This is a genomic window from Rouxiella sp. T17 (genome assembly GCF_036663475.1).
Taxonomy (GTDB): domain Bacteria; phylum Pseudomonadota; class Gammaproteobacteria; order Enterobacterales; family Enterobacteriaceae; genus Rouxiella.
Map to the genome: position 1 here is coordinate 109,167 of NZ_JAWUEA010000040.1, position 20,202 is coordinate 129,368.

22 protein-coding genes and 2 pseudogenes are annotated in these 20,202 nt (G+C 44.1%); 12 read left to right on the forward strand and 12 right to left on the reverse strand.

Annotated features, from left to right (window positions below; translation table 11 throughout):
* Nucleotides 1–25: 25 nt before the first annotated feature.
* Nucleotides 26–652, reverse strand: coding sequence for a high frequency lysogenization protein HflD (gene hflD, locus SC206_RS18185; RefSeq protein ID WP_332739421.1), 627 nt, complete (start codon nt 650–652; stop codon nt 26–28).
* A 312-nt stretch (nt 653–964) separates the two neighbouring features.
* Here hflD and SC206_RS18190 point away from each other — a divergent pair, with 312 nt between their 5' ends.
* The gene (locus tag SC206_RS18190; protein ID WP_332739423.1) at nt 965–1,396 is read left to right on the forward strand and encodes a lysozyme inhibitor LprI family protein; all 432 of its coding nucleotides are present in this window, start codon (nt 965–967) and stop codon (nt 1,394–1,396) included.
* 123 nt (nt 1,397–1,519) lie between these two features.
* Here the strand turns inward: SC206_RS18190 and mnmA are convergent, their stop codons facing one another.
* From mnmA to rluE, 3 genes are all read right to left on the reverse strand, one after another.
* Complete coding sequence (gene mnmA, locus SC206_RS18195; RefSeq protein WP_332739425.1) at nt 1,520–2,629, reverse strand: tRNA 2-thiouridine(34) synthase MnmA; 1,110 nt, start codon at nt 2,627–2,629, stop codon at nt 1,520–1,522.
* A gap of 231 nt (nt 2,630–2,860) precedes the next feature.
* A complete protein-coding gene (locus tag SC206_RS18200) occupies nt 2,861–3,319 on the reverse strand; it encodes an NUDIX hydrolase (protein WP_332739427.1) in 459 nt (152 codons plus the stop codon).
* Nucleotides 3,312–3,938, reverse strand: a complete 627-nt coding sequence (rluE, locus tag SC206_RS18205) for a 23S rRNA pseudouridine(2457) synthase RluE (RefSeq protein WP_332739429.1) — start codon at nt 3,936–3,938, stop codon at nt 3,312–3,314. Before rluE ends, SC206_RS18200 begins: the two co-directional genes overlap by 8 nt.
* A 132-nt stretch (nt 3,939–4,070) precedes the next feature.
* Here rluE and icd point away from each other — a divergent pair, with 132 nt between their 5' ends.
* Entirely contained in the window at nt 4,071–5,324 is a 1,254-nt protein-coding gene (gene icd / locus SC206_RS18210; RefSeq protein ID WP_332739431.1) for an NADP-dependent isocitrate dehydrogenase, read from the forward strand.
* A gap of 123 nt (nt 5,325–5,447) precedes the next feature.
* On the opposite strand, the pseudogene SC206_RS18215 reads toward icd, so the two are convergent.
* From SC206_RS18215 to SC206_RS18235, 5 genes and pseudogenes are all read right to left on the reverse strand, one after another.
* Nucleotides 5,448–6,571: pseudogene (locus SC206_RS18215) on the reverse strand (phage integrase Arm DNA-binding domain-containing protein).
* Nucleotides 6,555–6,797 (reverse strand): excisionase, encoded by a 243-nt coding sequence (locus SC206_RS18220; RefSeq protein WP_332739434.1) that lies wholly within the window; start codon nt 6,795–6,797, stop codon nt 6,555–6,557. The pseudogene SC206_RS18215 and the gene SC206_RS18220 overlap by 17 nt, the downstream one beginning before the upstream one ends.
* Before the next feature lie 116 nt (nt 6,798–6,913).
* Nucleotides 6,914–8,242: a hypothetical protein gene (locus tag SC206_RS18225; protein WP_332739436.1), complete on the reverse strand. Its 1,329-nt coding sequence runs from the start codon at nt 8,240–8,242 to the stop codon at nt 6,914–6,916.
* 286 nt (nt 8,243–8,528) lie between these two features.
* Nucleotides 8,529–8,828, reverse strand: coding sequence for a hypothetical protein (locus SC206_RS18230; RefSeq protein ID WP_332739438.1), 300 nt, complete (start codon nt 8,826–8,828; stop codon nt 8,529–8,531).
* A gap of 281 nt (nt 8,829–9,109) precedes the next feature.
* Complete coding sequence (locus tag SC206_RS18235) at nt 9,110–9,562, reverse strand: helix-turn-helix domain-containing protein (protein ID WP_332739439.1); 453 nt, start codon at nt 9,560–9,562, stop codon at nt 9,110–9,112.
* Nucleotides 9,563–9,663: 101 nt separating this feature from the next.
* Here SC206_RS18235 and SC206_RS18240 point away from each other — a divergent pair, with 101 nt between their 5' ends.
* The 6 genes from SC206_RS18240 (at nt 9,664) to SC206_RS18265 (ending at nt 13,918) form a co-directional block, all read left to right on the forward strand.
* On the forward strand, nt 9,664–9,912 hold the full coding sequence (locus SC206_RS18240; RefSeq protein WP_332739440.1) for a helix-turn-helix transcriptional regulator: 249 nt from the start codon (nt 9,664–9,666) through the stop codon (nt 9,910–9,912).
* Nucleotides 9,913–9,921: 9 nt separating this feature from the next.
* Nucleotides 9,922–10,965 (forward strand): DnaT-like ssDNA-binding domain-containing protein, encoded by a 1,044-nt coding sequence (locus SC206_RS18245; RefSeq protein ID WP_332739441.1) that lies wholly within the window; start codon nt 9,922–9,924, stop codon nt 10,963–10,965.
* The gene (locus tag SC206_RS18250) at nt 10,928–11,401 is read left to right on the forward strand and encodes a replication protein P (protein WP_332739442.1); all 474 of its coding nucleotides are present in this window, start codon (nt 10,928–10,930) and stop codon (nt 11,399–11,401) included. The genes SC206_RS18245 and SC206_RS18250 overlap by 38 nt, the downstream gene beginning before the upstream one ends.
* A gap of 359 nt (nt 11,402–11,760) precedes the next feature.
* Nucleotides 11,761–11,955 carry a hypothetical protein gene (locus tag SC206_RS18255; protein WP_332739444.1) on the forward strand — a complete coding sequence of 65 codons (195 nt, stop codon included), beginning with the start codon at nt 11,761–11,763 and terminating at the stop codon, nt 11,953–11,955.
* A 249-nt stretch (nt 11,956–12,204) separates the two neighbouring features.
* A complete protein-coding gene (locus SC206_RS18260) occupies nt 12,205–12,567 on the forward strand; it encodes an antiterminator Q family protein (protein ID WP_332739446.1) in 363 nt (120 codons plus the stop codon).
* A 205-nt stretch (nt 12,568–12,772) separates the two neighbouring features.
* Nucleotides 12,773–13,918, forward strand: a complete 1,146-nt coding sequence (locus SC206_RS18265; RefSeq protein ID WP_332739448.1) for a DNA cytosine methyltransferase — start codon at nt 12,773–12,775, stop codon at nt 13,916–13,918.
* Here SC206_RS18265 and SC206_RS18270 read toward each other — a convergent pair.
* Both SC206_RS18270 and SC206_RS18275 read right to left on the reverse strand, forming a co-directional pair.
* On the reverse strand, nt 13,879–14,883 hold the full coding sequence (locus SC206_RS18270; protein WP_332739450.1) for an O-methyltransferase: 1,005 nt from the start codon (nt 14,881–14,883) through the stop codon (nt 13,879–13,881). The two genes, SC206_RS18265 and SC206_RS18270, sit on opposite strands and share 40 nt — an antisense overlap.
* The gene (locus tag SC206_RS18275) at nt 14,876–16,288 is read right to left on the reverse strand and encodes an ATP-binding protein (protein ID WP_332739452.1); all 1,413 of its coding nucleotides are present in this window, start codon (nt 16,286–16,288) and stop codon (nt 14,876–14,878) included. Before SC206_RS18275 ends, SC206_RS18270 begins: the two co-directional genes overlap by 8 nt.
* A 273-nt stretch (nt 16,289–16,561) precedes the next feature.
* On the opposite strand from SC206_RS18275, the pseudogene SC206_RS18280 reads away from it, so the two are divergent.
* The 4 genes and pseudogenes from SC206_RS18280 to SC206_RS18295 all read left to right on the forward strand — a co-directional run bounded on the left by SC206_RS18280 (nt 16,562) and on the right by SC206_RS18295 (nt 18,910).
* Nucleotides 16,562–17,682 (forward strand): annotated as a pseudogene (locus tag SC206_RS18280) (DNA-methyltransferase).
* Nucleotides 17,666–18,010 (forward strand): phage holin, lambda family, encoded by a 345-nt coding sequence (locus tag SC206_RS18285; protein WP_332739454.1) that lies wholly within the window; start codon nt 17,666–17,668, stop codon nt 18,008–18,010. The pseudogene SC206_RS18280 and the gene SC206_RS18285 overlap by 17 nt, the downstream one beginning before the upstream one ends.
* Nucleotides 18,000–18,425, forward strand: coding sequence for a lysozyme (locus SC206_RS18290; protein WP_332739456.1), 426 nt, complete (start codon nt 18,000–18,002; stop codon nt 18,423–18,425). The genes SC206_RS18285 and SC206_RS18290 overlap by 11 nt, the downstream gene beginning before the upstream one ends.
* Nucleotides 18,422–18,910 (forward strand): lysis system i-spanin subunit Rz, encoded by a 489-nt coding sequence (locus SC206_RS18295; RefSeq protein ID WP_332739458.1) that lies wholly within the window; start codon nt 18,422–18,424, stop codon nt 18,908–18,910. The genes SC206_RS18290 and SC206_RS18295 overlap by 4 nt, the downstream gene beginning before the upstream one ends.
* Here SC206_RS18295 and SC206_RS18300 read toward each other — a convergent pair.
* Complete coding sequence (locus SC206_RS18300) at nt 18,907–19,578, reverse strand: hypothetical protein (RefSeq protein ID WP_332739460.1); 672 nt, start codon at nt 19,576–19,578, stop codon at nt 18,907–18,909. The genes SC206_RS18295 and SC206_RS18300 overlap by 4 nt on opposite strands.
* Between the last annotated feature and the right edge of the window lie 624 nt (nt 19,579–20,202).

Below are 20,202 nucleotides of genomic sequence, written 5' to 3' on the forward strand. Positions count from 1 at the left end.
CGACAGGAATGGCAAATCTGATTTTTCAGCAACGGGCGAGAATCGCTTTCGCCTGTTCGAACAATCGGTTACGAGAAAACATAAGCTGTAGACGGCCACCGCCTACCTGCTGCCACAACACCGCCGCGCGAATTCCCGCGAGCAGTAAGGCGCGGACTTTAGCCTGTATTTGCGTATTCGCCAAGATAGCCGGTGAACCCACGACCTGAATTCTTGGACCCGCCGGGCTGACGATATCAACATAAATCGACGCCAGCGAGCTTATCATCTGCTCGGACTCAAGCTCAAAATGCGCCAACTGGCGATCGAGCTGGTCGATGCGCTGGCCGAGCTTGTCCATCGACGATTTTTTGGCGTGAAGCTTGCGCTCCAGCACCATCAGGCTCAGCGTATAACGCGTAAGCTCGGCACCTAATCCTTGACGATTAGCATTCAACACGCCAAGCAGCGTTTCGAGACCCATTTTCAAATTGGCTTCATTATTGCCAAAAACCGCCAGCGTCGAAGCAGGATTCATTTCGAGCAGGCTATTCAGTGAAACGGTCATCTCTTCTTTGCCACAGGTACCATCGTGGGCCAATTGCTGAACCAAACGCGCAGACTGGCACATTCCCGCCAGCGCAAGCGTAATGTCATAATAATTTTTGGCCACGGTTACTCCTGTAAGCGTTTTTTGACGGCAACGTTTGCGACTCTTTTTAAGGGTCCTGCCAATGGCGACAGATCATGCCATAAAACGGCGGCTAAACACAGCGCCGAAAAGCAGGGAATCTCGCTTCAAAGCCGATAAACTCCCTTCAATGACCTAAACTAGGCTTTAATTGCCCCTTTTACCCTCAAAAGTACCTTTGAACGTCACGTTAAAAGCCCTTATGGAGAACGTTGAAAATGACTCATACCGCAGATTTTAAGAGTCAATAATTCAAAAGTGAATAATTTGATATAAATAGAAAAGAGAGCATAGATGAACACGTTAGCGAAATTTGTGACAGCGACCGGCGTTATTCTGTTTTCCCTGAGCGCGCAGGCCGCGACGACGGGTAAAGCCATCGACCAAAAAATTCAGGATTGTTCGGCAAAAGCCGTTTCGACGATAGACTCGCAGGGTTGCTTGCAGCAGGGCTATACCGATTGGGATAAAGAGCTGAATAGTCAATATCAGGCGCTGCTAAAGGAGCAGCCCGCGAAAGTGAAAAAGGCGATTGTGCAGTCGCAACGTGATTGGCTGACCTATCAAAAATCCTATTTTTCGGCGCTGGATAGCTTTTATCAACAGCAGCAGGGCACAGTTTGGGGGCTGGTGGACTTACAGGCTAAGCTCGATTTTATTCGTGCCAAGGCGATTGAGTTAAATACTATGGCGGGCAGTCTGGATGTCAGCGGGGGCAATGGCTAAGGCTAAGATGAGTAAAAAGTCAGATTAATCAAATAATTGAAATAAAAACCCCGTCAAATAGACGGGGTTGAATACGGCTGAGCGCAACTGGTTTGGCTTACTGACAGGTTTTACAAACAAGAATTACTGAGTCAGTGGAATACGCTGCTCGATAACGCCGCCGCCGAGGCATATTTCGCCCTGATAAAACACGGCTGACTGACCCGGTGTTACGGCCGCTACCGGCGCGTCGAAACGCACTTCAATACGGTTGTCATCCAGCGGCGTAATCACGCACGGAATGTCTTCCTGACGATAGCGGGTTTTCACCACGCAGCTCACCGGCGCAGTAATTGGCTTTCTGTCGACCCAGTCCAGCTGTTGTGCAATCAACCCGACGGACATCAAACGCGGATGCTCGTGACCTTGCGCAACGTACAAAATGTTGTTGGCAACGTCTTTGTCGACGGTGTACCACGGCTCTTCGCCACCATCTTTCTGGCCGCCAATGCCCAGCCCTTTGCGCTGGCCGAGCGTGTGATACATCAGGCCCTGATGCTGGCCCATGTCCTGTCCGTCGATGCTCTTGATTGGACCCGGTTGAGCAGGCAGATAACGGCCCAAAAAGTCGCGGAATTTACGTTCGCCAATAAAACAGATGCCCGTGGAATCTTTCTTCTTGGCGGTCACCAGCTCCTGCTCTTCGGCGATGCGGCGCACCTCGGGTTTTTCGAGCTCGCCGACCGGGAACAGACTCTTGGCAATCTGGTTACTGCCCAACGTATAAAGGAAGTAACTCTGATCTTTATTGCCGTCCAAACCGCGCAGCAGCAGGCTTTGACCGTCTTTGTCCTGACGACGCACGTAGTGACCCGTGGCGATGTAATCCGCGCCCAAGTCTTCGGCGGCAAATTCAAGGAAGGCCTTGAATTTTATCTCTTTGTTACACAGGATGTCGGGATTTGGCGTGCGTCCTGCCTTGTACTCCTGCAGGAAATGTTCAAACACGTTGTCCCAATATTCTGCGGCAAAATTAATGGTGTGCAGCTTGATGCCCAGCTTGTCGCTGACCGCCTGCGCATCGGCAAGATCGGTGGCTGCGGAGCAATACTCTTCATCGTCGTCCTCTTCCCAATTCTTCATAAAGAGTCCCTCGACCTGATAACCTTGCTGTAATAGCAGGTAAGCAGATACTGAGGAATCGACGCCGCCGGACATTCCGACGATCACTTTTTTCTGGCTGTTGTCTGACATAGCAGTTCCAAAACATAGAGTCATAACCCGTAAAACGCCGTCAACACGAGGATGAAGGCCGCGCGCCAAGGACGTTTTTTGCGGGAGCATAAAAATTGCAGGCCGAATTTTATCACGTTGCCTATCTGGCTGCACTAAAGCAAAGGGCCTGCTGCACTAAAGCAAAGGGCGTCGATGTGGACGCTAGCGCCGGCAGAGTCAATGCAGGACGGCCAATTCAAGAAGATACGTTCAAGAAGGTAAATTAAAATTACCGAACAGTGAGAGCGGATAACGCACCTGCTGTTCATACAGGCGGATACTTTCAGCCACCAGCGGCGAACGCAGGTGCGTGGAACGATAAATTTCTTCGGCGCTCAACCAGCGACAGCCCGAAATATCGCTGTCCTGCGGCTGCGTCGGCACCATTTCATGCAAATCGATAACAAACGAGAAGCGCAGAAACGCCGTCTGATCGGGCGCCTGCCACTGATGCAAGCCTAAAAAAGCCTGCGGCGAGGCATGAACGCCGGTCTCTTCGAACAGTTCGCGCTCGACTGCCGCGAGCAACGTTTCATTGGCTTCAAGATGTCCGGCGGGCTGGTTTAACGTTAATCTGCCGTTAATTATCTCTTCCACCAGCAAAAATCGGCCCTCTGCCTGAACTACGCAGGCCACGGTGACGTTTGGTTTAAACTGCGCTTCACTCATAGGTAATCTCCTTCCATTGTCCCGGGGCCAAATCGCCCAGAGTTAACTCGCCCATGCTGTAGCGGACCAGCCGTAAAGTAGGATAGCCGATATGCGCGGTCATGCGGCGAACCTGACGATTTTTGCCTTCATAAAGGGTGATTTTCAGCCAGCTGGTCGGAATGCTTTTCCGTTCGCGAATCGGCGGCACCCGTTCCCACAGCCAGTCAGGTTCGGCGACACGTTCAATGCCGGCCGGCAGCGTTTGACCATCTTTCAATTCCAATCCAAGACGAAAGGCTTTTAGCGCCTGCTCATCCGGCTCGCCCTCAACCTGCGCATAATAAATTTTAGCCGTGCGCTTGCCGGGTTGGGTCAATTTGGCCTGCAATGGTCCGTCATTGGTGAGCACCAGCAACCCTTCGCTGTCTCTATCAAGCCGGCCCGCGGCGTAAACGTCCGTAACCGAAATATAGTCCTTTAATGTCGTGCGCCCGGCCTCGTCGGTGAACTGCGGCAGGACGTCGAAAGGCTTGTTGAATAACAGCACTTTACGCGGCGATTTCACAGCGGGAATTTCGCGGGCAGGGCGCGAGCTGAATCGTTTAACCTTGTGATTTTTAACGGGTAATTTGGTCATAATTTTCAACGTGGCAAATAATCAACGCATTATACTTCATATCGGTTTCGGATTGGCGTCAGCAAAATATTCAAGTACTATCTACAAGCATCTTACAAATCATTAACAAATAATGCGCTCAAGGAGAGATTGATGGAAAGCAAAGTAGTTGTTCCTACTGAGGGTACCAAAATTACCGTTGATGCCAAGGGTAAGCTGGTCGTTCCTAATAATCCTGTCATTCCTTATATCGAGGGTGACGGTATCGGCGTAGACGTAACGCCTGCCATGCTGAAGGTGGTCGATGCCGCCGTGCAAAAGGCTTACAACGGCGAACGCAAAATTTCCTGGATGGAAATCTACACCGGCGAAAAGTCTGTTGAGCTTTATGGCGACGACGTGTGGCTGCCGCAGGAAACGCTGGACCTGATCCGCGAGTATCGCGTGGCGATTAAAGGCCCGCTGACTACGCCGGTCGGTGGCGGTATTCGCTCGCTGAACGTGGCGCTGCGTCAACAGCTTGACCTCTATATCTGTCTGCGTCCGGTACGTTATTACACCGGCACGCCAAGCCCGGTAAAACGTCCGGAAGATATCGACATGGTGATTTTCCGCGAAAACTCCGAAGATATCTATGCGGGTATCGAGTGGAAAGCCGGTTCTGCTGAAGCTGACAAAGTGATTAAATTCCTGCAAGACGAGATGGGCGTGAACAAGATTCGCTTCCCGCAGGATTGCGGTATCGGCGTGAAGCCTTGCTCCGAAGAAGGCACCAAGCGTCTGGTTCGCGCGGCGATTGAATACACCATCACCAACGATCGTGATTCGCTGACTTTGGTTCACAAAGGCAACATCATGAAATTCACCGAAGGTGCTTTCAAGGATTGGGGCTATCAGCTGGCGCGCGAAGAGTTCGGCGGCGAGCTTATCGACGGCGGACCTTGGGTCAAAATCAAGAATCCAAACAATGGCAAAGATATCATCATTAAAGATGTGATCGCCGACGCCTTCCTGCAACAAATCCTGCTGCGCCCGGCCGAATATGACGTGATTGCCTGTATGAACCTCAACGGCGACTATATTTCCGACGCGTTGGCGGCACAGGTTGGTGGTATTGGTATCGCACCGGGCGCCAACATTGGTTCCGAGTGCGCGCTGTTTGAAGCCACGCACGGCACGGCGCCAAAATACGCCGGTCAGGACAAGGTAAACCCGGGCTCGGTTATTCTGTCCGCAGAAATGATGCTGCGTCACATGGAATGGTTCGAAGCGGCCGACCTGATCGTTAAAGGAATGGAAGCGGCGATCGCCAAGAAAACCGTGACCTACGATTTCGAACGTCTGATGGACGGCGCTAAGTTGTTGAAATGCTCAGAGTTCGGCGACGCGATGATCGAAAATATGTAATCTCGGGAATTTCGAGATAAGAAGACGGGAGCCGAAATGGCTCCTGTTTTTATTAAGCGAACCGTTACTCCTGCAAAACCCCTGCAAAACTCTTCTGCAAAACTGTATGAAAAGTGAACGCATTTAGACCACCAAGGTGACCCAATCTTTCCCCCTATCGTCATTATATTTATCCGTCATTATTTATTTTTATGTCCGAGACGTTTTTGAGTATCTATTCCCTGAGCGCGATAGATTCTTTCAGATAATGAGCGCTGTTCATGGAAGGTAGGTGGTGTGCCGTCAGTCCATTTCAATCCGCTTTTATCTCGAGCCTGGCTAAAGGCCATCGTAATAGAACAGCTCGACACAGGGCCGCCACGTTTGGCCTTTCCCGTGGTGTGATGGATATGCAATATATGTGGGCTTACAATCCTATCTCGGCATCGTGTAATGACATCTTTCAACGTCATATTTAGCTCATTGCAACGCAAGGCGAGTGGAATAGCGAGTTTCATCCCTGTCTTTTGCTGCTCAACGTGTAAATGATTATCCCAAATATCCGAAAACTTCATTTTGGCAATATCGCCTAAACGCTGTCCGGTAACTATAGCCAAAAGCATAGAGTTTTGAACGTATCGTTGACTGCTCTCAGCCGTATTAAATACCGTTCTCCATTCCTCTAAATTAAATCGCTCCCTTTGAACTTTGTTAACCGGTTGTTTAGTGGCCAATGCGGGGTTATATCCGGGGTGGACCTCGCCCGCATGTTGAGCCTCTTTATAAACATCAATTAAAACCATTCTGACTATTTGCGCCATTCTCCTTTGGCCTTTTTCTTTGTACACGTCAATAAGTGCTGCAATATCTTTAGCGCCCACCGCGTGTATTTCTATTTGGCCACATTCTTGACGAAAAATTTCAACTGGAGATATTTTTTGCTTAAAAGTATTAAGCTTTATTTCTCCATCTTTAAGTCTATGCTCTTGAATTTTGAGGTAGCGGTCTAGCCAAGTTGTTACATTTATTGAAAGACCCAGCTTTTCGATTACTCTTTCTTTAATCTTAAATAGCTGATTCATTTTTTGCTCGGCAAGTCTGCCATTTGCCTCAATGGCAATAGACTTGGCTTCAACTTCATTATCCCCTAAACCATGAAACTTGCCGGTTATGGGATGTTTATAACGCCAATACACTTTATTAGTGCGGGAGTCTGTATGGCAGAATAATCCAGGAACGGTCACATTGTATTTACGCGGGCGTGCCATCTTCGAGTATCCTCAATAAACGTAAGTCATCGTTTTTTTTGATAACAGGTTTGTCGGTCATACCGATGAATCGCGCTGTTTGATCAACTCGCCAACGACGACCAGCCTTAAACGGCGGAGGAAATATCATTCCACTTTGTGCATATTTTAATAATGTGGCCATCCCAGGAATAGGGAGTGAAAATTCTTCTACTGCCCATTCTGTTAAAGTGAGTGTTCTAGCCATTAATGGATCCTCCATGAATAATTGCATTCGGAATTTTATTATTAATAAGTGTTTTTATAAGTGGCCAGTATGGTTGCTGACTGGCCAAAAGGTTTGCGGAGCGTAGTTTTTAGTGATCAGGCGCGAATAGGTTCAAAAAATGTTTGTTCGTCTACTTCACGCGGTGGGGCAATATTGTGTAACCCGACGTCTGCGCCAAAGCCAAGCAGCGCGAAGCCGTTGTGAATAGCGTTCAGAAGGCTTTCCTGATGTGCGCCGGTGCTGGTGGTTATCCACTCTTTTGAACTTGAAAGGTAGGCCGCTGAACCGTAAGCGCTAACCTCCGCTCGCACGCCTTCAAAGATGTACCAGACTTTTACCAAATGCAGATGATTGAGCTCGAAAATCAGCATGCCATCGGCATCACGCAGCAATGTATGCGCGGTAGGACCATCGTCGTCGGAGATGTGTTCGGTGATAGGAAGCCCGTCGAGCATGCGCTCGTTGATAATTTCATAACCCCAGCCGATCCCGACGGGTCCAAACAGTTCGGTGGCACGTTTAACAATGAATTCGTAGGTAACTGAAGGCTTTCCGCTCGTTTGCGCAGAAGATTCAATATCATTGGGCACAATAATAGACGCCTGTTTCCAAATTTTAAGCTTGTCAAAATCCTCATCTTCAATGGGATAATAAGGCGTGCTTTTGTTATTAAACCTTTGCGGATAAGCGCTAATCATTCCGCCTTTAATCGCGGTTTCGATGTCGTCCAATACTTCGAGCAAAGTCACCTCAGAACTGTTAATCACCAGATCTTCAATAGGGCGGTCACTAATCCATTTTTCAGCAAAATTTATAGCGTCCATGACATTGTCGTCAGCGGTTAAAGACGTACGCAGAGCGTCAATAAGCTCGGCCAGAGGAGTAATGAACATAGCTTTGACTGTCGCTAGATGACGAAGCCCATTGAGAATGACGCGAATTTTCAACGGTGCATTTTCATCAGTAACCATACTGGCCGCCCTAGTACGGCGTTCTGGGTCAACGGCTTCTTCTGCAACACCGTATAAAATGATGTAGCAAATACGCTCATCGATAGGTAAGTCAGGTAGAGTCATACTTTTAGCGGCTTTCAATTTAATAGCAGAAGAAGAGCAGGTTGATTGAAGACTTAACTCCGACAACGACATGGGTTCGAAATCACGCGTCGATTCATTCCATTTATTGTGGATTAGCCATTCGTCGTCAAAAGTATTCCGTGGCGGTTGGTCAGTACTGCCTGCAATTTCAGAGATTTTAGGTTTAAGATATTTATCTGAGGTTTCAGGGTAAGCCTCTTCAAGTGCCATGACGGCTTTCATTTCAGCCAGTTTCATGTTCTTGGCTTCAAGACTGGTGGCTGTTGGGAGAGTGCCATTTAGAGCGGCCGCTTTTTTCGGATAAAATGCACAAATATATAGGGTCATCTCTCTTGCCTTATTTATAGTTTTATAGAGTTCATCGATTAAACACAATGTGATTTTTAACTTGCTTCGATAAGAGTGTATTCACGGAATTTTGTGAATATTAAACGTTAACATTGCACTAATGGATTATCCACATTAAGGAACAATATGAGCGAAAGTAATAAGTTTATATTTGCAGCGTATTAACGTGCTCGTTTCTTTATTATATAAAATGAAACTCTTCATAGCTTAGGGTTAAATGTTTTTAAATAAGTCTCTGAGTTAATCATCATTTTTAAATGAAGCGTCAATGAAGTGTGCGATTTTCACTCATGTACGCCATAAGGGCCAGGTTGTGGAAAGTGGATTTAATGTCACTGGGATATAAAACTATTTTACTTTCCTCGAGGCCGGTGTAATTACTGATTGCCGCAATAATGGCCCTGTTTGCACATGCGTAATCGCCTAGGTCATTTCCATTGGGAAGAATAATAGATTGCGGTGTTTCACTGTTTTCTGTTTTAACCAGATAACCAATAAGCGTCTCGCCAAGGGTTAATTGAATAATGTTGAAGTGAAGATTGAGTATGTTTAAATCACGGTCCATTTTATGCTTTCCTTGTGAGTAAGATTTCTAGATAAAACCTTTCAAGCTTGCAAAGCCGAGATGATCCTTCATTGCAGTCTTTCCCGCTGTCAGAACTGAAACCCTCGAAGACTGCTATGCCTTTCGATGAGTGGATATTAGTGATGCGAATTAATAAAATCAAGCGTATTAGCAATGAAATTATGCGTAATAGTGATTTTTTGATGATTTGTAAGGTTAATTAGGTGCAAAAAAACCGCCTCAATGGGCGGTTAAGTTTGAATTGATCTTTTTTTTAAGAGTTATTGCTTTCGTGCAGCGAGTAATTCTTCGAAGAGACGATCGTATTTTTCAGTTTTAGTTTTTAATTCTTGAAGATGGTGTTCTTTTTCGCTTTCAGGTAATCGATTAAAGAACTCTAGCAGTTCTGATTGTTGAGGTTTTAAGAGCCGCCAACCCGCGCCTTCCATCTGCATATCATCTTGCGCAGACGTCCTAATGTAACTCATTAAATCAGTTAAGCCGGGATCTATTTCTTCGGGTCTAACTTGCAAAAGTACTGCAAATTTCAGCACTGCATCAGTGTTTAGAGGGATTTTTCCACGAAGATACTGGCTTACAGTTGCCTGTGTGCTGAAGCCGAGAGCGTCTGCTGCCTTTTCTTGAGTAAGGCGCAGTTCAACTTTTTTCTGGTTCCAAATGCTATGGAGTCGGGCAGCATTATCTGGAAAATTTTGAGTAACTTTATCGTTCATAAAAGTAGTTTATTGGTAACGATAATAAACGGCAAAGCGTATTGCGCTTGACTACAATAATTCGTAATACTAATATTTACTGATCGTTAAAAGGAGCCTTTATGAAACTTAGAGAATATTTACGTTCAAATAGCATGCCTCAATGCAAATTCGCACAAAAAGTAGGGCGCTCTCAAGGCTATATCAGCCTTGTGGTATCTGGGCGCTACATCCTTAAAGGAAAAATGGCTAGACAGTGGGCGGAAGCGACTAATTTTCATGTCACTCCACATGATTTAAATGCCGAAGATTATCCAAATCCAACAGACGGCCTCCCGCCTGAGCATCAACGTCTTCTTAATCCAGCGTGAGGCAGCACTATGCGTGAGTTCGCGAAAATATCGCCCAACTTTTGGATGGGCACCATGCAGAAAAAACTTAAGGAGTCTGGTCCCGAGGCTTTGCTTGTTTCCCTGTATTTAATGACTAGCCCGCAATCCAATATGATTGGCCTCTATTATTTGCCGGTCCTTTACCTTGCTCACGGAACCGGGCTTGATGTCGAAGGGGCTAGCAAGGGGCTTGAAAGGGCTGCTCAGGTTGGATTTTGTCACTATGACCCAGAATCTGAAATAGTGTGGATCCCGGGTATGGCGCACAGTCAGATTGGTAAAAGCCTCAAGCCGTCGGACAAACGATGTAAGGGCGTGCAAAATGCTTTTGAAGCATTGCCAGAAAACCCTTATTTATCAGCATTTTTTGATATGTATAAAGCCGATTACCATCTGCACGAACGCGATGGTTTAAGCCGTGAAAAGAGGGATGAGATTGAAGGGGCTTCTGAGGGGCTTGCAAGCAAGGAGAAAGAGCAGGAGCAGGAGCAGGAGAAAGAAAAAAGAACCCCACACACTTCGCGAGCAGAATTTTTGTTAAATGAGCATGACAGACAAAATTGCATCGATATTGTGCTTCAGCCTGCCGTGTCTTCTCGGGATGTCATGCAGCCTCAAAACTTCCCAATGAGCGCTGGCTGGCTCCCAGAACCTGATTTTGTTTATCGAGCCACGGGTTATACAGAACCTGAGCTCTGTGACTTCATTACTTTCTGGCAAGCCAGCGGAAAGGCGTTTAATCAGGCGCAGTGGGAGCAAAAACTGATCCGCAGCATCGCCAACTTTCGACAGACAGGTTCCAAAAATCCACGGAAAAACAATGGAGGTTTTTATGCAAAAGCCGCAGCAGGATGTGCATTGGTCAGCACCGCTTTCCAGCAGGTCAGAGCCGCTCGAAACGCCGAACGCATCCGACAGGGCCTGGCTGTTTTGGGAGACTATGGCGACGATTTATGCCAATCGCTGGGTATCAAAGAACGGCGCAGCACCTACGATGCCATGGATTGCGAAGGTGTCGGAATGTTCGGATGACCAACTGGCTTTCTCAACTAAACGTTGTATGGATCGCTGTTCACAAGGGCAGCATTGGCCGCCAGACTTGGCCGAGTTTATATCAATTGCCGAGGAGTTCTCTGATAATCCATTAGGACTTAATGCAGCCGATGTGATGAACGAATACTGGCGTTTTATAAAACATTATTGGAAATACGATTCTGCCGAGACTTTCCCGTGGACGCATCCTGCTCTTTACCATATCTGCCCGCAGATGCGCAGTGAAGGGGCGAGGCGCAACCTCTCGCAGGCTGATTTGTCGAAAATGGCAACGCGACTGCTGGCCAAATGGATAAAGCATGCCGAACAAGGCTTTTCGATACCGCCAATCTGCAAAAAAATTGATGTACCGGCGCGGGCTGTTGGATCAACTCCCGCTCAGCAACTGGCAGCCGGCGAGCGCTATGTGAAATAAAAAGTCAGTACAACCACAATGCAAAAATGTGCTGAGAGAGAGAGGATCGTTAAGCTGTGCCTTATAAATTCTGCCTAGATAGTTTACCAGTATTGTTTAAATCGCTCATTTATCTGCGCGAGGCATGCGAGCTTTGCCTCAAATAGACTAATGTTTTGCTCTCAAAATAGGCCTTTTACTTACTAAATGGATTAAATTGAGTAATTAAGACTTATATATTAGTTGTGTGAATAATTAGAAGTTAACTCATATTTTATCTATATTTGTATTTAATTAATCAGTGCTGAACTATTAGCTGCGTGCGGGCAAGGAAGCAACAGGGATTTGCACGTTAAAAACTGTTAAAACAGGAAGTTAGTATGAAAGCATTTAAACCCATTAAGGGAGTTAACTTTGCATTGCCTAAAAATGGCCGGGTACTTTTAATCTTTAAAAACGGGCAGATTGTTGGTGGAGAAATACTCAGGCAGGATGAGCACATAGCGAGTCTGATGAGTCTATTAGAACTTGCCGAACAGGCGGGATATACGATCACTGCATCTGAATTAGATTAATGAAATAACCTAACGTCGCGCTATAATCCCGTTATCAGCCTGAACACCTGATGACCCTCGAAGCTGCTGTGTCTCTCATAAAGGAATGAGAGAGGACACAGCGCATGATCCAAACCGCCCCTGAAACATCAATGCCCGCCAACTTTAGTATCCGGGTATCTGCACGCCTACAGAACGATGCTCGTTTTTACGAATTTAATCTGCACGCCTTTTTGCCCATCGCTCGCCACTACCTGCGAGGGAATCGCCATGACTAAATCTATTATGGACGGCAGAGATATTCAGACTTTATTGGACCTTTGGGGAGGCTGGGCAGCGAGTGATAACAGCGGTTTGGACTTCTCGCACATTGCAGCAGGGTTTAAGGGGTTACTGCCATCAACGTCGAAGTCTAGGCTGCAATGTAATGATGACGAGGGCCTAGTGATAGATAGCTGCGTAGCTAAATTGAAGCAGCATCGCCCGAAAGAATACGAGCTGGTGGTGCTGCACTATGTGTATGGAGTTTCGTTAAGGGCGATCGCCAAACGTAGGAAATGCTCGGATGGGCTTGTTAGGAAGGAGTTGGAAAGGGCTGTGGGGTTTATGGAAGGAACATCCTTAAAATTTTGAAAAAATGTTAAGGATAATCGTGGGATTATTTAAGATAATTCCTTTTAAATGTGAAAACTACACTTAGATTACTCATCCATATTCATTAAATGACAAAGAGTTACGCCACCAATTACAATTTTTTTAGAACTAACTTGAACGACTTTTAGTAGTTAATGTGATAATGTATTAATATGAGGTTATTATTGTATTTGCGAGTAAATATATGAATGTAATAGATCTTTTTTCGGGTGTAGGAGGTTTGAGTTTAGGGGCTTCCCGAGCTGGTTTTAACGTTACAGCTGCAGTAGAGCTCGATTCTTATGCAATAGCTTCACACAGCTTGAATTTTCCTTTCAGCAGGCATTTCCAACAGGATGTTAGCTTGATAAAAGGTGAGGCACTCTTAAATGCCTTAGGTTTATCCAAATTAGACTGTCTTATTGGCGGCCCCCCATGTCAAGGCTTTAGTTCAATAGGTAAAGGGTTGGTTACTGATGATAGAAATAAGCTATATGAGCATTTCTTTCGATTAATAAACGAAATAAAGCCTTTATGTTTCCTTGCAGAAAATGTCCCAGGTATTATGAGTGATAAGTACTCGGATATTAGGAACGCTGCAATGAGAGTCGTTGAAAAAGATTATTATATTTTAGATCCTATAAAAGTTATAGCTTCCGAATATGGCGCGCCTACAACTCGCACAAGGATTTTTTTCATTGGGTTTAGAAAAGAGCTAGGCAAAAATGCTTTAAAGAAAAGCGATTTTAACCCGCCGGTTGACATCCCGACTATAAATGTTAAAGATGCTCTTTTTGGTTTACCTACTTATATCGATAGTGAATGGCAACTTGAATCACAAGGATGGCATAAAGTTGAAAAAACTAAGAGTGGATATTTTTACGATCGACTTTGGGGAAATATTCCTTCTAATATAGGTGACGGTGAATCATTAGAGAATCTTAAAAATTCTCTTGTTTCAGGGTTTCTTGGTACTAGGCATAGCGATGAAGTATCAGTACGATATGGCAATCTCCAGTTTGGAAAATCCGATTCAATCTCAAAATCTAAAAGATTAGACCCGAATGGTTTTTGTCCAACTCTTCGTGCAGGTACGGCAAGTGACAAAGGTAGCTATCAAGCGGTCCGACCAATACATCCATATGAACCAAGAGTAATAACACCAAGAGAAGCTGCTAGACTTCAAGGGTTTCCAGATTGGTTTAGGTTCCATGCTACAAAATGGCATAGTTTTAGGCAAATAGGTAACAGCGTAAGTCCATTAGTAGCTGAAATTATGCTGTTACCATTGGCTAAATTATGTTCAAAATATCAAAAAACAACTTTAGAGAACCAAGGAATAGCTCTTTGATACTCTATAAAAGTTTTAAGCTGCTTAGTTGTTGAACGATGGTCATCTGCTAATAAAAATTCCATAGAATCTATGATTTCCTGTGCTGAAGCATGAGGTAGCAATGATTCTATAAAAAGCCGTTCTTTTAAGGACATTGAGGGAACGGTAATATTTCTAGGTGACTCCCAGTCTCTATTAAGAAACGGCCAAGCGCTCAATCTGGATTTTGAGAAAAAGCGATTGATCTTAACCTCTTCATTTTTAAGAACAACTGCTGTTGCTGTTAACATGGTTTGTCCATCCGCATAAATAAATGCTGAAACAGGCTCTATTACTAAGTCCGAACGAGAGCTAATACCCATTCTCATTGCTTTTTTTACAGCATGTAGCAGTGTAGTAGGATACGTTTTACTTCCTGAATGATTATCATTTAAAGGGTAGGGCAAATAAGCCCCTAAGGTTTCTTCTAATTTTCTTGCTCTATATTCTCTTGGATCATTGTTTATTGGCAGTGTAAGGTCTCTACCAATCGTTTCAGCGTGAGCATTCATAGTTATTTTTAATATATCAAAAGGATTTAATTTATTTGATATAGATTCAATCTCACCAAGTTGTTCATTTATTTTTGCTGGGTCCGTATAATCCAACCAAACTATATGTCTTTTTCGTTTTGCGAAAGTGTAGTTATCAAGGAAATCGCCTGAACATAGCGGCTCTTTGCCTATATCGATGCATGAAAGAGGCATGTTGAATTTTTGACGTTTGTGCGTATTTTCATCAACTTCTAAAGAAATCATTTTCTTGATTTTTAAAGCGCTATTTATGACCTTAAAGTCTTCAAGATACGGGCCGCCAAAACTAATATATGTATAGTCAGAAATATTTTTTACATTATTTACTTTTGTAAGTAAGTCTACAAATAGATTACGATCTACAGCTTTATTATGTCTGAGGTGATAAGGTATTGAACTTCCACTACTCATTTTCTAACGCCTCACGTAAAACCATCTCAAATGTTTTCTTACCTAAATCATTCCCAGAGACTTTGTTATTATCAAATAAATATTCTGCTACAATGTTAAAATCTTTAAGATCAACTATGTATTTTATCGTTTTGGCTTGAGTTTCCATTTTTGGTACTGGTAACGAAGGTTTATAAAATTGACCACCAAAAGCTTTAGTTGTGTTTTTCCACTTCGTTTTAGGAATTAAGCTGCTTATTTCACTTGATGATGCAGATACGGTTTTATTACTAAATGACTTAACCGTATTATTATTTCCAAAAGATTTCCATTTGTTGGTAAATGATGTGAAAGTTTTTAGACCGTCCCTCATATAGTCTTTAACAGCAAGGTACAATTCAGAATTCCCATCTATACCTCGCTTTGTGGTAGTAACCGGTAATAAAGAAGCATCATTAGAAGTAAACTTAACTACACCAGCGATACCTATAAACTGGGTATGATATCCCGGAACATTTGATTCCCCCCAACCAGTAAGTCTAGTTTTATCGGCATAAACCACAACGCGGTCATTACAAATAATTGTCCAACCTGCTTTTTCACTGGTATTTCTAGACTCTAAAAATGATTCATCTTCTTCATCGGATGATAAATCCCGATAAAAACCCACTGCTAATTCAATTGTAACGCCGTTTGTCTCATTCTTATATACATAAGGTGTTATGCCATTTGCTTTACCAAAGGAATTTTCATCAAACATTAATGATGTTAGGCTTGGGTTAATAATATTTCCGTTTAAGAATATTTTGAAGCCTTTAGTAATAACAATAGCAAAGTGATGTGAAATTATATTTATTAGGTCTGATTGGAAAACGGGAACATCGTTTAATAACCTTGATACTGAATCTCTAAGTTTCGTAATTACGATTTTAGTACCACACTGCTGAAGATCATGTTTTCCATAGGATAATGGTAAATCCCAATCGTTATCATCTTTTAACCATTCAGGAGTTACTATAACTTTATACTCGTCTTCGTCAGTTTTAGTTTGAACTTCTGAATGACGGCCCATTTTAAACATTGCTCTCTTCATGCCAATTCCATACACACCTATGGTTGGCAAGGTCCGATCATCACCAAAACTGCTATTTCCCAATCTAAAAGCTTGATTAAGTGCAACGTTTACAGGAATGCCACCACAGTTATCCTCAATAGTGAAACACTCTCGATCCATGGTAATTTTTGCTTCGTAACCGGCATATTTTTTATTAGGATCTGCTGGTTGAACTATAGCGGTTTTACGCATAGCTCCATCAAGACAATTATCAATAAGGTCTAAAATTGCATCTGTAAGCTCTATGTCTCTTGTGAGCATATCAACAAAAAAAACTTTGGCTGGTGATGCCTTTACTGTAGTCGTAGTCAACTTACTTCTCCTTTGCAGTGTGTAACCAAAATATATTTATTGTGGAGCAAATTCTTTACAGCTGTAAATATATAATAATTAATAATTAACGCGCACGCAAAACTTCATGTAAATTATTATGAGTGAATAATAACATGATTTCTAAAACCAAAATCTTATGTTCATATGTTGTACAATCAATTTTCATCATTAATTTTTCCTAAATTAAGTAAGTGCTCACTTACTAAAAAACTACAACTTTTGCATATTTAGCAAAAAAACTTATGAAAGTAAATGTTCTTTATTATAAAAAAACCAGTAATTTCAACGGAGTTCTGCATTTACAATGCTGATTCCCTAGCTTTCATCAAAGCGCTGCCCGACGACTCCATCGACCTGATTGCCACCGACCCACCTTACTTTCGCGTTAAAAAATGCTCTTGGGATAACCAATGGAAAACCGAAGCAGAGTATTTGTCTTGGCTCGATGAGATGCTTCTGCAGTTTTGGAGAGTGCTCAAACCCGCAGGTAGCCTTTACATGTTTTGCAGTTCAAGGCTGGTGGCCGATACAGAGATTTTGATGCGGGAAAGGTTTAAGATTGTGAATCATATAATCTGGGCTAAACCTTCAGGTCCGTGGAATCTACAAAACAAAGCCAGCATGCGCAGCTTCTTTCCCGCGACAGAGCGCATCCTTTTTGCTGAACATTATGCAGGTCCTTATAAGCCGAAAGACAGTGGCTATTCGACTAAGTGCCGAGAACTAAAACGCGAAGTGTTTAGGCCGCTGATTGACTATTTCAGAAGGGCACGGCTGTCATTAAAGATTTCAGTGAAAGATATTGACCGTGCTACGTGTAAACAAATGTCCAGCCATTGGTTTAGTGAAAGCCAATGGCAAATGCCTAATGAACGGGATTACGCTTTGCTGTATTCACTTTTCCAACGTGCTGCAGCCGAGCAAGGACAGCCAAGTGAATTGAATAAATCGTACACAGAACTTCAAATGGAATACCAAACACTGAATAGTACCTTTCTTGAACGACAGAAGAATTATGCGGCCTTGAAACGGCCATTCGCTGTCTCTTCTGCCTACCTTTTACCGATGTTTGGCATTATCCCTCTGTTCCGTATTATCCGGGTAAACACCCCTGCGAAAAACCCGCCGCAATGATGGAACACATTATTCAGGCTAGCTCGCGTGAAGGTGACGTGGTTGCCGATTTCTTTATGGGTTCTGGCGCGACAATAAAAGCGGCGCTCAAGGTGCGGAGAAAAATTATCGGCGTGGAGCTGGAGGCCGAGCGGTTCGAGCAAACGAAAATAGAAATTCTTGAGGCCCATAGCGGGCCTTTTTCTTTAATATGTTCCCAGCCAGATAACAATGGAGAAAATCATGACAATGCAAAGTAGCCCTCATACATGGCCAGGCTGGGTAGAGTTATTCAATTCATGGTGGCGCGGTGATGTGCCCATTGGTGGTGTGTTGCTTTCCGTTGTAATGGCTGTATTGCGCGTGGCGTACACCGGCGGCGGGTGGCGAAAAACGTTACTCGAAGGACTAATTTGCGGCGCGCTGACGTTGACGGCTGTATCGGCGCTCGAGCATTTCTCTTTAAGCAAATCACTGACCCCAGCCATAGGTGGCCTGATTGGCTTTATTGGTGTCGAGCAGATCCGCCGCTTTGCTTTGCGTTTTGTAGGCAAGCGTTTTAGTAAGGATTCTAACGATGGTAATTAGCCAGCGCGGCATTGCGCTTATCAAACGTTTTGAAGGACTAAACCTTGAGGCTTATCGATGCAGCGCCGGGATGTTAACTATCGGCTATGGTCATACTGCCAATGTCTCTATCGACACTATGATTTCTGAGGCACAGGCCAATGCGTTGTTAATAATCGACCTGGCTTCTGCACAGCAGTCCATTAAACGTCTTGTCACCGCGCCGCTGAATCAAAATCAATATGATGCATTAACCTCATTCGTCTTCAATCTCGGCGCGACAAACCTCGCTGGTTCTTCTCTGCTCAAGAAATTAAATAATCACGATTACGCCGGGGCGGGTAATGAGTTTCAGCGATGGAATAGAGCAAGTGGCGTCGTGATACGTGGGCTGGTTGAGCGTCGTGCTGCAGAGCGGGAGTTGTTCCTGTCATGAACTTACGAATTATCGTGCTGGTATCGTCCTTTATTATTGGCGCTGCGAGTAGCTGGTGGATTGATTACGTGCGTTGGGAGCAAAAATTTGCGCAGGTTAATCGGATGCATGATGAGCAATTAAAAAGACAAAGTGCTAAAGCATTAGAAGAGATGAGTTGTGCGCTAGAGCAATCGAATAGGGCACAACAGCTTGCCGCCGCGCTTGATAAAAAATATACCAAGGAGCTAGCCAATGCGCTGGGCAAAAATGAAAGGCTCAAGGCTGATGTTGCTAACGGTTCTCGGTGGGTGCTGTTCGCCCGCGCCGATCTTGCCACTTGTCAGCTTGCCAAAGATCGAGCCTCCGCAACCGGTAGCGTGGGCAATGCAGCCCAAGTCGAACTCTCTGCAACTGCTGGACGCACTGTTTTTGCTATCCGAGAAGGGATAGTTAGGGATCAGGCTAAATTGGATTATTTGCAGGAATATTTAACAATAGATTAATTGTCTACCGTAACGACCCAAGTACCGCCCATATCTTTGATATCGTAACTATGCGCAAAATTATCGCAGGTTAAACTAAATCCACTGTGAAGAATCATAGGATTTGCAGCACTTACTGAACTACAAACAAATCCGCTGTGTCTAACCAACGTCACGAGTTGGTCTATTAGATGTAATGAATCAGGGGATGAGTTGAATAAAATGGCTTTTTTTTCAATAGGTGCAGCTCTTTCGGAAGCGTTGAACCCTTCTGCATTATTGCTTTCTTTATTTATCGGTGAAGTTACTTCCGGTTCAGGATTCGAATTTAATTTTTTACCCTTAGTGACTGTTATTGCATCAGGTACTGCATAATATTGAGTTACATTTTCAATACTCAGGCTGCCAGTAAGCTCAAGAGGAATGCCAACCGGCGGCGGAGACCCCAAGATTTGAAATCTTGATACTTCTTTATTGTATTTACTATCGTCGCCATTTAACTCTCTGATGCATATTGGGTTAGGTGTAGTAAATATCCATACATATGAAGTTTTTCCATCTGCCATTATCAGTGCTTCTTTAGAAGCCGTTCCTTTAAGCACTATGGGGCCGGGATCATGGCAGTCAGACAAAGCTGGGAAACTGGAAAGAAGACTGATTGTTAGTGCCGAAATAATGGATTTTTTCAAATCAAACCTCTGAGGCGCTTGTTTTGCTGGTGCTAGTAGCTAAATTTCAACGTTATAAAGGCTTTAGGTATGTTTCTCAAAAAAAGGCTTATTAAAATAAGCCTTTAGCGAAACTTATTTGAAGAATTTAAAGTTTATTACTTGAATTAATGTCTTTTTTGGTAATGATTGCCAGTGCTTGGATTGTAATATTTACCGCCTTTATGCGAAGAGCCATGGCTTGGGTAATAATGACCCCCTCTAGCAAATGATGAAACTGCAAACGAACTAGTTAAAACCAAAGCGAGAAGAGTAATTATTGTTGTTTTCATATAAGACCTTTTTATGTGTGTAGTAACAAGATTCTTAATGTACAAGCGTTTTAAATTAATACAATAGTTGTGAAAAAATTTCATAACCGCATAAAGTTTTTCATTGAAAATGGAAAAATCATTGCATTGAGCATTAACAAAATTACTCAATGCAATGCGCAAGCAAAGCCTCTTTGCGACCCCTGCCTGCTCACCCTGAGCATGGTCGCCGGAGGCTTTTTTTATGTCTAAAACGTGCCGATCTTCGCGGGTCCTCCCCGGGCTTTGACTCACCGAGAGGGGGAAACATCGCGGAAAGCGGCTAGTTTCGAGT